This is a genomic window from Streptomyces sp. NPDC048411 (assembly GCF_040704695.1).
In the GTDB taxonomy this organism is placed as follows: domain Bacteria; phylum Actinomycetota; class Actinomycetes; order Streptomycetales; family Streptomycetaceae; genus Streptomyces.
Window position 1 is genome coordinate 42,739 of record NZ_JBEZKL010000023.1, and the last position, 13,538, is coordinate 56,276.

Sequence of the window (13,538 nt, forward strand, 5' to 3'; positions counted from 1 at the left end):
TGTCGTCGTCGGTCACGCGCCCATGGTCACGGAGCGCGGGTCGAACCCGAAGGGCAGCTCGAGCCGGTGAGCACGCATCAACTCCTCGTCGCACAGCAGGTCCTGAGTACGGTTGTCGGCCGCGATGGCGCCTTCGCTGAGGATGACGGAGCGCGGGCAGAGCTCCAGGGCGTACGGCAGGTCGTGCGTGACCATCAGCACGGTGACGTCCAACGACCGCAGGATGTCTGCGAGTTCGCGCCTCGACGCGGGGTCCAGGTTGGACGAGGGTTCGTCCAGGACGAGGATTTCCGGCCGCATGGCGAGCACGGTGGCGACGGCGACGCGGCGGCGCTGACCGAACGACAGATGGTGCGGGGGGCGGTTCGCGTACCCCGCCATGCCGACCTGTTCGAGTGCCTCGGTGACCCGCTCCTCCAGTTCGGCGCCGCGCAGCCCGGATGCGGCGGGCCCGAAGGCGACGTCCTCACGGACGGTCGGCATGAAGAGCTGGTCGTCGGGGTCCTGGAAGACGATGCCGACGCGGCGGCGGATCTCCGCGAGATTGCGCTTCTCCACCGGAAGACCGGCGACCCGGACGGTGCCCGCGCCCGCGTCGAGGATGCCGTTGAGGTGGAGGACGAGCGTGGTCTTGCCGGCGCCGTTCGGGCCGAGCAGGGCGACGCGTTCGCCGCGGGCGACGGTCAGGTCGACGCCGAAGAGCGCCTGGTGACCATCGGGGTAGGCGTAGGCGAGGCCACTGACCTCAAGGGACGGCACGGTGCTGCTGGACGGGCTCATAGGGTCCATCCCAGCAGACAGACCGCGAGGGCGAGCACGGGGAGTGCCGAGGCGTACGCCCACTGCGCGCCGGACGCCGTCACCTCGTCGATGACCGGCATCGAGCCGGTGTAGCCGCGGCTGACCATCGCGAGGTGGACGCGTTCGCCGCGCTCGTAGGAACGGATGAAGAGCGCGCCCGCCGACTTGGCGAGGACGCCCCACTGCCGTACCCCGCGCGCCTCGAAGCCGCGGGAGCGGCGGGCGATCGACATCCGTCGCATCTCGCCGGTGATCACATCCCCATACCGGATCATGAAGGAGGCGATCTGGACGAGCATCGGCGGCAGCTTGAGCCGCTGCAGACCGAGCAGCAGGGAGCGCAGCTCGGTGGTGGACGCGAGGATCACCGAGGCGGCGACGCCGAGGGTGCCCTTGGCGAGGACGTTCCAGGCGCCCCAGAGACCGGGGACACTGACGGAGACGCCGAGGAGCTCCGTCTGCTCGCCCGGCACCACGAACGGCATCAGCACGGCGAACGCGACGAACGGCACCTCGATGACCAGCCGCTTGAGCAGGAACCCGGCGGGGATCCGGGCCACCGCCGCGACCCCGGCGAGCAGCGCGGCGTACAGCGCGAAGGCCCAGACCGCCTCGCGCGGCGTCAGGACGACGACCAGCACGAAGCTGAACACAGCGGCGAGCTTGCAGTGCGGGGGCAGGTCATGGACCGGCGAGTGCCCGTGCCGGTAGAGCTTGTGAGCGTGGCCTGCGCCCATCAGACGGCTTCCTTGGTACGGATGTCGGCGGGTGCGTCCGGCGTACGGCGGCGGCGGACGGCCCAGAAGACCCCGCTGCCGACCACGATCGTGGCGCCGACCCCGATCACCCCGGCGAGACCGCCGGAGAGCCGCGCGTCGGAGATGTCCTTGACGCCGTAGTCGGCGAGCGGCGAGTCCTTGGCCGCGTGCTCCTCGACCTTCTTGTCGATGCCCTTGTCGGCGGCGACCTTCTCCAGGCCGTCCGGGTTGGCGGAGGCGTAGAAGGAGACGAAGCCCGCCAGCACGAGGGCAGTGACCAGGCCGGTGGCCCAGAGCCCGCGCGTGGAGCGGGCGGCGACCGGCGCGACGGACTGCCGGGCGGGGGCGTCGACGAGCTCGCCGTCGATCCGAAGCTTGAGCGGGGAGGTGAGACCGCGGGCGCCGTGGACCAGATCGGGGCGGACGGCGAGGACGGCTCCGACGGTCAGTCCGGTGATCACAGCCTCGCCGATGCCGATCAGGATGTGCACGCCGACCATCGCGGTGAGGACCTTGCCGATCGGGATGTCGGTGGTGCCACCGATCCAGTAGATCAGCGTGAAGACGCAGGCCGCGGCCGGTACGGAGATCAGTGCGGCGACGAATGCCGCGGCGGTCGTGGAGCGGCGGGTGCGCGGCAGGACGGTGACGAGACCACGGAAGATTGCGTACGAGACGACGGTGGTGGTGACGCCCATGACGGTGATGTTCACACCGAGCGCGGTGAGCCCGCCGTCCGCGAAGAGGATGCCCTGCATGAGCAGCACGACGGATATACAGAGCACCCCGGTGTACGGCCCGACCAGGATCGCGGCGAGCGCCCCGCCCAGCAGATGCCCGCTGGTACCGGCCGCGACCGGGAAGTTCAGCATCTGCACGGCGAAGATGAACGCGGCGACGAGCCCCGCGAGCGGCGCGGTGCGTTCATCAAGTTCGCGGCGGGCGCCCCGCAGACTGAGCGCCACGGCACCCGCGGCGACCACACCGGCGGCGGCGGAGACGGGGGCGTTGATGAATCCGTCGGGTACATGCATAAGGGAGGCTCCGCTTCCTGCGTTCCTGCACTGCTGCGCGGGGTCATGAACCTCTCAATGATAGGGCCTTGTTGCGAATGGCTCGCAAGAGCGCATTCGCAACAAGTACCCGACTTCCTCGTCGCGCTCTTTGGCCAAAATATGCGACATTAGATATCAAACATTCATAAACAGTCGGTAACAGGAGGATTCGGCCTATGCCCCCCGTGATCGAAGAACAGGCCGAAGCCCGGCTCATCACCGAGGCGACCGACACCTTCTCCGTCCCCGTCGACCTGCGGTACGACGCGGCCGTCGACCCGCTTACGGTGCATCTCACCTTCCCCGGCGGCATCGACTGGGCCTTCGGCCGAGACCTGCTGGAGGGCGGGCTGCACTCGCCGACCGGGCACGGCGCGATACGGATCTGGCCGTGCGGACGGGCGCAGCTGGTCGTGGAGCGGCACTCGCCGGACGGCGTCGAGGTGGTGCAGTTCGACAACGCGCCGCTGATCCGCTTCCTGGACCGCACCCACGGCGAGAGCAAGAAGTCCGAGACCACACCGGCGTGACCCTGACGGAGTGACGGCATGCAGGAGCCCCCGTGCCGCTCGCACGGGGGCTCATCGCCGCTCCGGCCCCACGTCCCCACAGGTAACCGGCGCATTCCGGGGCCGCGTTCCGCTCGGACGCGGACCCCGGGTCTCGTACGGATCAGACGCGCGTCAGCTGACGCTCGCCCTGCGCGTCGCCCTGCCCGCCTTCGCCGGACGTCTCGCCGAGTTGCTTGCGCAGCCCCTCGCCCTCCACGTCGACATTGGGCAGCAGCCGGTCCAGCCAGCGCGGCAGCCACCAGGCGCGCTTGCCGAGCAGGGCGAGGACCGCGGGCACGATCGCCATCCGGACGACGAACGCGTCGAAGAAGACGGCGATGGCGAGCGAGAAGCCGATCATCTTGATCATCGACTCGCTGGAGCCGATGAACCCGGCGAAGACCGCCATCATGATCACGGCCGCGGCGGTGACGACGCGGGCGCCGTGCTGGAAGCCGGTGACAATCGCCTGCGGGGCGCTCTCCCCGTGGACGTACGCCTCGCGCATCCGGGTGACGAGGAAGACCTCGTAGTCCATGGCGAGACCGAAGACCACACCCACCATGAAGATCGGCATCATGGACATGATCGGGCCGGTCTGTTCGACGCCGAAGAGCGAGGCCAGCCAGCCCCACTGGAAGACCGCGACGACCGCGCCCAGGGCCGCGACGACCGAGAGCAGGAAGCCGAGGGCCGCCTTCAGCGGCACCAGCACCGAGCGGAAGACGAGCATCAGCAGCAGGAACGCCAGGCCGACGACGAGCGCCAGATACGGCAGCAGCGCGTCGTTCATCTTCTGCGAGAAGTCGATGTTCATCGCCGTGGATCCGGTGACCAGGACCTCGGCGCCGGTGTCGGACGTGATGCCCGTGCCCGCGTCACGGATGGCGTGAACCACGTTCTCCGTCTCGGCGGAGCTCGGCCGGTCCTTCGGGATCACGGTGATCATGGCGGTGTCGCCGGCCTTGTTGAAGTGGGCCGGGGTGACCGCGACGACGTGCGGGATGCCGGAGATCTCGTCGGAGACCTGCTTGACCGCGGCCTTGCCGTCCGAGCTGTTCGCCGTGTCCACGACGACCATCAGCGGCCCGTTGAAGCCGGGGCCGAAGCCGTCGGAGAGCAGGTCGTAGGCGCGGCGCTGGGTGGTGCTGGTGGGCTGGGAGCCGTCGTCGGGCAGACCCATCTCCAGCGAGGCGGCCGGTACGGCGATGGCCCCGAGGCCGAGGACTCCGACCAGCAGCACCCAGACCGGCTTGCGCAGGACGAACCGCGCCCACCGGGTACCCATGTTCGGCTTCGCCTCGGGCCGGCTCGACGTCTCGGCGGCCTTGCGCGCCTTGCGTCCCATGACCCGCTTGCCCGCGAAGCCCATCACCGCCGGGACAAGGGTGAGCGCGATCAGGACGGCGATCGCGACCGTGCCGGCCGCGGCGAAGCCCATCTTCGACAGCATCGGAATGTTGACGACAGCCAGGCCGACCAGGGCGATGACGACGGTGAGACCGGCGAAGACGACCGCGGAACCCGCCGTGCCGACCGCCCGCCCCGCCGCTTCCTCGCGCTCGCGGCCCTCGGCCAGCTCGGCGCGGTAGCGGGAGACGATGAAGAGCGCGTAGTCGATGCCGACCGCGAGGCCGATCATCATCGCGAGGGTGGAGGTGGTGGAACCCAGGTCGAGCACGTTGGCCAGGGCCGTGATCGTCGAGACGCCGATGCCGACGCCGATGAGCGCGGTGAGCAGCGGCAGACCCGCCGCGACGAGCGAGCCGAAGGTGATGACCAGCACCACTGCGGCGATCGCCACACCGATGATCTCGGTGGCCCCGGTCTCCGGCATCACCTGGAGGGCGTCGCCGCCGATCTCCACGGTCATCCCGCTCTTCTGCGCCGCGTGGCCCGCGTCCTCCAGGGCGCTCCGGGTCGCATCGGTCAGCGCCATCGAGTTGACCTTGTAGGACACGGAGATGTACGCCGTGGAGCCGTCCTTGCTGACGGCGTTGCCGGTGTACGGGTCGGTGACCGAGGCGATCTGGTCCGAACCCGACTTCAGCTCGTCCGCGATCCTGTTGACCTCGGCCTTGTTCGCCGGGTCCGTCATCTTCTGGCCGTTGTCGGCCTTGAAGACGACCCGCGCGGTCGCGCCGTCGGCGCTGGAGTCGGGGAAACGCTGTTCCAGCAGGTCGAAGGCCTTCTGAGCCTCCGTACCCGGAATGGAGAAGGAGCTGGAGGTGGCGGTGGACGCGGAGGCGGCGCCGAATCCGGCGAGCGCCAGCAGTGCCACCCAGACAAGGGCGACATAGCGGCGGCGCCGGAAAGCGAACCGTCCGAGCTTGTAAAGGAATGTGGCCACGGAGGTGTACTCCCGGTCAGGTCGTGTGGGTGGAAAAGGGCGTGAGGAACCAGCCCGACGACGAGAGCGGCGTGTCAGGTGAGGCTTGGGGAGAGGGCCGTACGGAAGGGACGGGGTCAGACGCCGAGAGCGGGGAGGATCACGGAGTCGACGTAGTCGGTGAGAAACGCATGGTCGATGGGGCGGTCCTCGACCAGCTGCCGAGCGGTGAAAGCACCGACCAGCATGTGCGGTACATATTTCAGCGCCGGGTTGTCCGGACGCAGTTCACCCCGGTCCACGGCTCGGCGGAGCAGCACATCGAGGCTGGATATCTCCGGCTCGATGAGCTGTTCACGCAGCGCCTGGTACAGATCGGGACTGTCGTGGACGGCTTGCATCAGGCCCCGCATCAGCGCGGAGTTCTTCTGCATCTTGCAGTCGTCGGTCCGGGCCAGCGCGGCATGGAAATCTCCGCGCAGCGAACCGGTGTCGATCTCGGAAAGGTCGCCCGGCTTGTTGTGGCGCAGCGCCTTGACGACCAGCTCCGGCTTGCTCCCCCACTGGCGGTAGAGGGTGGCCTTGCTGGAGCGGGTACGGGCAGCGATGGCATCCATGGTCAGGGCGTCGTAGCCGCCCTCGCTCAGCAGGTCGAGGACTGCGGCGTAGAGCTCGCTCTCGCGCTCGGGCGTGAGACGGGTGCGTGCCATGGGCCGACCTCCTGTCCTGTCACTGGTATGTCAGCAAAACGAAACTGTTTCGTACACCTCGAAGGTACCCCGCCACTGAACGAAACTGCATCGTTTCGCTTGTGTGTTGCACCACAACGTCTTCCGCACCACGAGTTGCCGCGTCCCGCTCACGCGGAAAGCATTGGGGGGTGAGTGACGACGTCGCGTATCTCCGTTTTCCGCACCTTCACAAGGACCTGCTCTGCTTCGCGGCCGAGGACGACCTCTGGGTCTCTCCGCTCGCCCCCGAGGGGCAGCAGCCCGGCCGGGCGTGGCGGGTGACCGTCGACCGGACGCGGGTCAGTCACCCGCGCTTCTCGCCCGACGGGACCCGTATCGCATACACGACCTGGCGCACCCTGGATCCCGAGATCCATCTCGCCCCGGTCGAGGGCGGACCGGCCCGCCGGCTCACCTACTGGGGGTCGACCGACGCCCGGGTCTGCGGCTGGACCCCCGATCCGGACGAGACGTCGCACATCCTCGCCGTGTCCTCGCACGCACAACCGTTCTCGTACTTCTCCTGGGCCTACAGCCTTCCCACGGACGGCTCCCCCGGCGGCAAGCTCCCGTGGGGTCCGGTCTCCGACATCGCGGTCGCGGACATCGAGGGCGAACGGCGCACGCTGCTGCTCACCGGCACACCCCCGCACGAACCGGCCGCCTGGAAGCGGTACCGGGGCGGGGCGATGGGGCGGCTGTGGCTGCACGGCAAGCGACTGCTGCCCGATATCGGCGGCCATCTGGACTCGCCGATGTTCGTCGCCGGACGGATCGCGTTCCTCTCCGACCACGAGGGTGTCGGCAACCTGTACTCCTGCCTGCACGACGGCTCCGACCTGCGCCGCCACACCGACCACGATGCCTTCTACGCCCGGCACGCGTCCAGCGACGGAAGCCGGGTGGTCTACCAGTGCGCGGGCGAGCTGTGGCTGGTCGACGACCTCGAATCACCGGACGCGGCGCCGCGGAAGCTGCAGGTGCGGCTCGGCGGGCCGCGGGCCGGGCGGCGTACGTACCAGGTGCCCGCCGCCACCAATGTCGACTCGCTGTCCGTGGACGAGACGGGCCGGGCGAGCGCCGTCTCGGTCCGCGGCAGTCTGTACTGGCTGACCCACCGCGACGGGCCCGCCCGCACGATCGCCGACACCCCCGGGGTCCGGGTCCGGCTGCCCGAGATGCTCGGCAGCATGGGCCAGGTCGCCTACGTGACGGACGCGGACGGCGAGGACGCCATCGAGATCGCGTACCTGCCGCGCGCCAGCGGTGACCGGGCACCGCGCCGGCTGGCCTCCGGGCAGGTCGGCCGGGTCCACGAACTGATCGCCGACCCTGAGGGCGAACGGCTCGCGATCGCCACGCACGACGGCCGGCTACTGCTCCTCGACACGGCCGAGGAGTCCACCGGCGAACCGACCGAGCTGATCCGCTCCATCAACGGACCGGTCCGCGATCTGGCGTTCTCACCGGACGGCGCCTGGCTGACCTGGTCGCATCCCGGGATCGGCCGCTCGCTGCGGCAGATCAAACTGGCCCGGATCATGGGACCGGGTGCCCCGGTGATCGTCGATGTCACCAACGGCCGCTTCGAGGACCAGAACCCGGTGTTCACCGGCGACGGCCGGTATCTCGCGTTCCTCTCCTGGCGCGGCTTCGACCCGGTGTACGACGTCCACACCGGCGACCTCTCCTTCCCGCTCGGCTGCCGCCCGTACCTGGTGCCGCTCTCCTCCGCCACCCCGTCCCCCTTCGCTCTCTCACCGGAGGGGCGCCCGGCAGCGGGCGGCCTCGACCCGGGCGAGACTCCGGAAGCGACTCCGGCCGAAGGGGCCACGGTCACGGTCGAGTTCGAGGGGCTGGAGAACCGGGTGACGCCGTTCCCGGTCACCGCGTCGAAATACTCGGCGCTGCATCCGGTCAGCGGCGGCGGGCTCGTCTGGCTGCGCTGGCCGATCTCGGGCGCGCTCGGCGAGACGTTCGCCAACCCGGCCGACATGTCGGGCCGTCCCACGCTCGAACACTTCAACATCACGAAGGCCAGGAAGACCGAACTCGTCGGCCATCTCGACTGGTTCGCCGTCAGCGGCGACGCGACCCGGCTGGTCGTCATGGACGACGGAGAACTGCGCGCCGTACCGGCCACCGAGGCCGGCGACAGCGACTCGACGGTCTACCTCGACCTGCGGCGGATCCTGCACGATGTCGACCCGGCGGCGGAATGGCGGCAGGCGTACGGGGAAGCGGGCCGCATCATCCGCTCCTACTTCTGGGAACCCGACATGTGCGGCATCGACTGGCCGGGCGTGCTCGACCAGTACCGTCCGCTGGTCGAACGGGTCGCGACCCCCGACGAGTTCGCGGACCTGCTGCGCGAAGTCCTCGGCGAACTGGGCACCTCGCACGCGTACGTGGGACCCGCCCGCCGCAACGAGGGCCCACCGCACTACCAGCGGGCGATCGGACTGCTCGGCGCGAACCTGGTGTGCCGGGACGGCAAGTGGCTGGTCCGGCGGATCCTGCCGGGCGACTCCTCGGACTCCAAGGCGCGTTCACCGCTCGCCGGCACAGGCATCCGGGACGGCGCGATCCTCACCCACGTGGACGGCCGCCCGGTGGATCCGGTCGCGGGCCCCTACCCCCTCCTCTCCCAGGCGGGCGGGACAACCGTCGAACTCACCTTCTGCCCGCCCGAGGGCGAAGGCCCCTCCCGCCGCGTCGCCGTCGTCCCCCTGATCGACGAGCGCCCGCTCCGCTACCAGGACTGGGTGGCCAAACGCCGCGAAGTCGTACGGGAGCTGAGTGCCGGCAAGTGCGGCTACCTGCACATCCCCGACATGGGCGGCTCCGGCTGGGCCCAGTTCAACCGGGACCTGCGGATGGAGGTCTCCCGCCCCGCCCTGATCGTCGACGTACGCGGCAACGCGGGCGGCCACATCAGCGAGCTGGTCGTCGAGAAACTGACCCGCACGATCCTCGGCTGGGACCTGACCCGCGACGCCCAGCCGGTCTCGTACGCCTCCAACGCCCCCCGCGGCCCGGTGGTGGCTCTCGCCGACGAGGCGACCTCCTCCGACGGCGACATGATCACCGCCGTGTTCCGCCTGCTGGAACTGGGCCCGGTGGTGGGCCAGCGGACCTGGGGCGGGGTCGTCGGCATGACGGGCCGGCACCGGTTGGGCGACGGCACGGTGATCACGGTGCCGATGAACGCGGCGTGGTTCGACGCGTACGGATGGTCGATCGAGAACCACGGTGTCGAACCGGACCTGGAGGCGCTGCGCACTCCGCTGGACTGGGCGGAGGGCCGGCACGCGGTGCTGGACGACGCGGTGCACATCGCGCTCGAACTCCTGAAGTCCCACCCGGCGTCGACCCCACCGACCTACGAGGACGCCCCGAACCGCGCACGGCCACCGCTGCCGCCACGATAGGCACCACATCAATCCCGTCCGACGAACACATCAAGCCTGTCCGGCGATTGAGGACAAAAAGGAGGTCCGGGGGCGTGCCCCCGGTTTCGGGAAGGGGTGGGGTGGGGAAACAGGCCCACGCACGCGAAAGGCGCGTCCGGTCTCCCGAACGCGCCCCTCGCACCGACGAGTCAGGACTCGTCGTCGTACCGGTCGCGCGCCCCCTGCGCCGCGTCCCGGGCCTTGTCACGCGCCCGTTCCGACGCAGCGGACGTCCGCCCGCGCGGCTCGCCCTTCTTCTCGCCCGTGTTCTTCTTCGCCTGCTCGGCGAGCTCCTGCGCCTTGTCCTTGAACTGGTCTGCGATACCCATGCTGTTCACTCCTAGTGGGGTGCTCGGGATGCGTTGGGGGGTGACCCCGTTGGGGCCTCGACCAGACTTACACGGCAGGACATCCCACGCATTTCGATCACTTACGCTGCGTGCTCGCACCCCGCGCGACCTCGTCTGCCGCACCTCCAGCGCCCACAAGCCCCTTGCTCACGCCCTCGAGCCGCGAGCCGAACCGCTTCATCTCGCGCTGTCCGACCACCCCGATGACCGCCGGCAGGTATCCCCGCACCGATTGCATGCCGCGCAGCCACCACTGCGCGTACACGTGCGCCGAACGCCGCTCGATGCCGGCCACGATCCGGTCGACCGCCGGGCCCAGCGGATACGTGCGGTTCGCCGGCCACGGCAGCCGCTGCCGCAACTCCCGCATGACGTCGTCCTCGTCGGCACCTCGCACCATGTCGGTGTCCGTCCAGGACAGGTAGCCGACACCGACCTTCACGCCCCGGTATCCGACCTCCGCCCGCAGACTGTGTGCGAACGCCTCCACGCCCGACTTCGACGCGCAGTACGCGGTCATCATCGGCGCCGGAGTGATCGCGGCGAGCGACGCGATCTGCAGGAAGTAGCCGCGGCTCTCCATCAGTACGGGCAGGAACGCCCGCCCTGTCACCGCGCCGCCGATCAGATTGACCTCGATGACCCGCCGCCACGCCTGCGGGTCGGAGTCGGCCAACGGCCCGCCCGAGGCGACCCCGGCATTGGCGACGACCACGTCGACCTTGCCGAAGCGCTCCTTCACCTCCTGCGCGACCCGTGCCATCGCCACATGGTCGGTGACGTCCGCGTACCAGTGGTCGCTCTCCGCGTGCAGCCGCTCGGAGACCTTTTTCAGCTCGTCCGGCTCCAGGCCGACCAGCGCCAGCTTCGCGCCGCGCGCCGAGAGCTTGCGGGCCAGCAGTTCGCCCACGCCGCGCGCCGCGCCGGTGACGACCACGACCTGTCCTTCGAGACTGCGCCTGCCGCTCATGCGACCTCCTCCTCAACAGTGCCACTGACCGTCCCGGTGGCAGCGGTGACATACCCGGCGACCAGTTCCCGGATTCTCGCGGTGACCGCCTCCGGCGCCTCCACCGGTGTCATGTGGCCCATCCCCACCAACTCGGTGAGCCCCAGGCATTCGGGCAGCGCCGCCGCGAGGGCGTGCGCGTGGACGGGCGGCGTCAGCCGGTCGTCCGTACCCGCGATCACGGCGGTCGGCACCCTCAACTCCCTTACGCCCGCGTCGAGATCGAGCTCCGCGAGCACATGCCCCCAGGAGACCCGGACCGCCCGCGGGCAGGCGTGCACGATCCGGGCACAGGACTCGACCCGCTCCGGGGCCGAACCGGCGCCCATCGTCGCGTACTTGAGGATGCGCTTCGAGACGGGTGTGACCGGCCCGAGCGGAGCCCGCGACCCGAGGATCGCGCGGGTCATCCGGGTGCGGACCGCACCGGCCCGCATCGGTACGACGCGCGACTCGGCGATCAGCCGCGAACTGCCGGTGCTGCAGAGCAGTACGGCTGCCGCGTGCTCGCGCAGCCCGGCCCGCCGCGAGGCAGCCATCAGCGTCATGCCGCCCATGGAGTGCCCGGCGAGCACCGCCTGCTCGCCGGGGGCCAGTGCGGCGGCCAGCACCGCTTCGAGGTCGTCGGCGAGCGCGCCGGTGCTGTACCCCTCCGGGCGGACGGCGGGCGTGCGGCCGTGGCCGCGCTGGTCGTAGGCGACGACCCGGTGGTCGACCGCCAGGTCCCGGATCTGCTCGGCCCAGAAATGGGTGTTGCAGGTCCAGCCGTGCGCGAGCACGACCGCGGGGGCGCCGTCCGGCCCGTGCAGCTCGACGTGGATGCGGGAGCCGTCGGCGGAGACGGCGGTCAGTTCGCGCGCGGGCGCCAACGGGGCGTCCTCGCTCCGCAGCGGCCGGCTCATCGCGCGGCCTCCTCGGCGACGGCCTTCCCGTCGACGGCGGTCTCGGCGGCATCGGCCGACCGGGGCCGGATGACCTCGTACTCCCCGAGGTCCACCGTCCGCGTCTCCCGGCGGAACTCACCTGTCGTTCCGGGCCAGACCGTGGTGTTGCGCCCGCCTGCGTCCAGATACCAACTCGTGCAGCCACCGGTGTTCCACACGGTCCGCTTCATCCGCTCCTGGACCCGCCGGTTCCACGCCCCGACCGCCGACGTCCGCGCACCGAGCGCGGCCCGCCCGCCCAGGACGTTCAGCTGGCGCAGATAGTCCGCCATGTAGTTCAGCTGGGACTCGATCATCAGGATCATGGAGGAGTTCCCGAGTCCCGTGTTGGGGCCGATGATCGTCATCCAGTTGGGGAAGCCCGCCGCGGTCGCGCCCCGCAGCGACTGCATGCCGTCCTTCCAGGACTCGGCGAGCGTGATGCCTTCCGCGCCGACGACCCGGTCGGCGATCGGCATGTCCGTCACATGGAAGCCGGTGCCGAAGATGATCGCGTCGACCTCGGCCTCCGTGCCGTCGGCGGCGACGACGGCCCTGCCGCGCACCTCGGTCAGCCCGGAGGCGACCACATCCACATTGGGCTGGGCGAGCGCCGGGTAGTACGTGCTGGAGAGCAGAATCCGCTTGCAGCCGATGCGGTACGAGGGCGTCAGCTTGGCCCGCAGCCCCGGATCCTTGATGGCCCGTGCGATGTTGGACGTGGCCATCCTCTCCACCAGGCCGAGCTCGTCGGGGTGTTTGGTGAAGGCGCCGACCTGCAACTCCCTTATGCCCCACAGCAGTCCACGGCGCGCGGTGCCGGTGAACGGAAGCGCGCGGTGCAGCCACCGCTCGGCGCCACTGATGTTCCGGTCCATGCGCGGCATGACCCACGGCGGGGTGCGCTGGAACAGGGTCAGCCTGCCGGCCTTCGGCTGGATCGCCGGCACGATCTGGATCGCGGAGGCGCCGGTGCCGATCATGGCGACGCGCTTGCCGGTCAGGTCGTAGTCGTGGTCCCAGCGGGCCGAGTGGAAGACCTTGCCGGGGAAGCCGGCGAGACCGGGTATGTCCGGCATCTTCGGGTCGGAGAGCGGGCCGGTCGCGGAGACGACGACATCGGCGACGATCGTCGTCCCGTTCGCGGACTCGATCACCCAGTTCAGCTCGTCGTTGTCCCACCGCATCATGGTCACTTCATGGCCCAGCCTGATGTGCGGGCGTAGCCCGAAGGTGTCGGCGACACGTTCCAGGTAGGCGCGGATGTGCTCCTGTCCGGAGAAGGTGCGCGGCCAGTCCGGGTTGGGGGCGAACGAGAACGAGTAGAGGTGGGACGGTACGTCGCAGGCGCAGCCGGGGTAGCTGTTGTCGCGCCAGGTGCCACCGACGGATTCGGCCCGCTCCAGGACGACGAAGTCGGTGATGCCTTCGCGGCGCAGCCGGACCGCGGCCCCCAGGCCCCCGAATCCGGATCCGATCACCGCCACTCGTACATGCTCGTGCTGGGCCATGCCGGCGCCTCCCGCGGTACGTCACACGACTCCGCCAGCAATCGCTGGCATCGTTGGGAGAGTAGAGG

Annotated in this window: 11 protein-coding genes; 2 read left to right on the top strand and 9 right to left on the bottom strand. The window is 70.0% G+C overall.

Translation table 11 applies throughout. The features are described 5' to 3' along the window. Positions 1-12: 12 nt before the first annotated feature. The 3 genes from AB0915_RS11570 to AB0915_RS11580 are packed head-to-tail and all read right to left on the bottom strand — an operon-like array spanning position 13 to position 2,593. On the bottom strand, positions 13-789 hold the full coding sequence (locus AB0915_RS11570) for an ABC transporter ATP-binding protein (protein ID WP_366690890.1): 777 nt from the start codon (positions 787-789) through the stop codon (positions 13-15). Continuing rightward, the gene (gene cbiQ, locus AB0915_RS11575) at positions 777-1,538 is read right to left on the bottom strand and encodes a cobalt ECF transporter T component CbiQ (RefSeq protein ID WP_366135796.1); all 762 of its coding nucleotides are present in this window, start codon (positions 1,536-1,538) and stop codon (positions 777-779) included. Before cbiQ ends, AB0915_RS11570 begins: the two co-directional genes overlap by 13 nt. Then, entirely contained in the window at positions 1,538-2,593 is a 1,056-nt protein-coding gene (locus tag AB0915_RS11580) for an energy-coupling factor ABC transporter permease (RefSeq protein WP_366690891.1), read from the bottom strand. The genes cbiQ and AB0915_RS11580 overlap by 1 nt, the downstream gene beginning before the upstream one ends. Positions 2,594-2,790: 197 nt before the next feature. Between AB0915_RS11580 and AB0915_RS11585 the strand changes: the two genes are divergently transcribed. Further along, entirely contained in the window at positions 2,791-3,144 is a 354-nt protein-coding gene (locus AB0915_RS11585) for an SsgA family sporulation/cell division regulator (protein ID WP_366690892.1), read from the top strand. Between the two features lie 142 nt (positions 3,145-3,286). Here the strand turns inward: AB0915_RS11585 and AB0915_RS11590 are convergent, their stop codons facing one another. Continuing rightward, a complete protein-coding gene (locus AB0915_RS11590) occupies positions 3,287-5,515 on the bottom strand; it encodes an MMPL family transporter (RefSeq protein ID WP_366690893.1) in 2,229 nt (742 codons plus the stop codon). Positions 5,516-5,631: 116 nt separating this feature from the next. Next, on the bottom strand, positions 5,632-6,204 hold the full coding sequence (locus tag AB0915_RS11595; protein WP_366690894.1) for a TetR/AcrR family transcriptional regulator: 573 nt from the start codon (positions 6,202-6,204) through the stop codon (positions 5,632-5,634). 170 nt (positions 6,205-6,374) lie between these two features. Between AB0915_RS11595 and AB0915_RS11600 the strand changes: the two genes are divergently transcribed. Then, positions 6,375-9,656 carry a S41 family peptidase gene (locus AB0915_RS11600; RefSeq protein WP_366690895.1) on the top strand — a complete coding sequence of 1,094 codons (3,282 nt, stop codon included), beginning with the start codon at positions 6,375-6,377 and terminating at the stop codon, positions 9,654-9,656. Between the two features lie 170 nt (positions 9,657-9,826). Here the strand turns inward: AB0915_RS11600 and AB0915_RS11605 are convergent, their stop codons facing one another. From AB0915_RS11605 to AB0915_RS11620, 4 genes are all read right to left on the bottom strand, one after another. After that, the gene (locus tag AB0915_RS11605; protein ID WP_366690896.1) at positions 9,827-10,006 is read right to left on the bottom strand and encodes a hypothetical protein; all 180 of its coding nucleotides are present in this window, start codon (positions 10,004-10,006) and stop codon (positions 9,827-9,829) included. A gap of 97 nt (positions 10,007-10,103) precedes the next feature. Then, positions 10,104-10,997, bottom strand: a complete 894-nt coding sequence (locus AB0915_RS11610) for an SDR family oxidoreductase (protein WP_366690897.1) — start codon at positions 10,995-10,997, stop codon at positions 10,104-10,106. Next, a complete protein-coding gene (locus tag AB0915_RS11615; protein ID WP_366690898.1) occupies positions 10,994-11,938 on the bottom strand; it encodes an alpha/beta hydrolase in 945 nt (314 codons plus the stop codon). The genes AB0915_RS11610 and AB0915_RS11615 overlap by 4 nt, the downstream gene beginning before the upstream one ends. Continuing rightward, positions 11,935-13,470 carry an NAD(P)/FAD-dependent oxidoreductase gene (locus tag AB0915_RS11620; protein ID WP_366690899.1) on the bottom strand — a complete coding sequence of 512 codons (1,536 nt, stop codon included), beginning with the start codon at positions 13,468-13,470 and terminating at the stop codon, positions 11,935-11,937. Before AB0915_RS11620 ends, AB0915_RS11615 begins: the two co-directional genes overlap by 4 nt. Between the last annotated feature and the right edge of the window lie 68 nt (positions 13,471-13,538).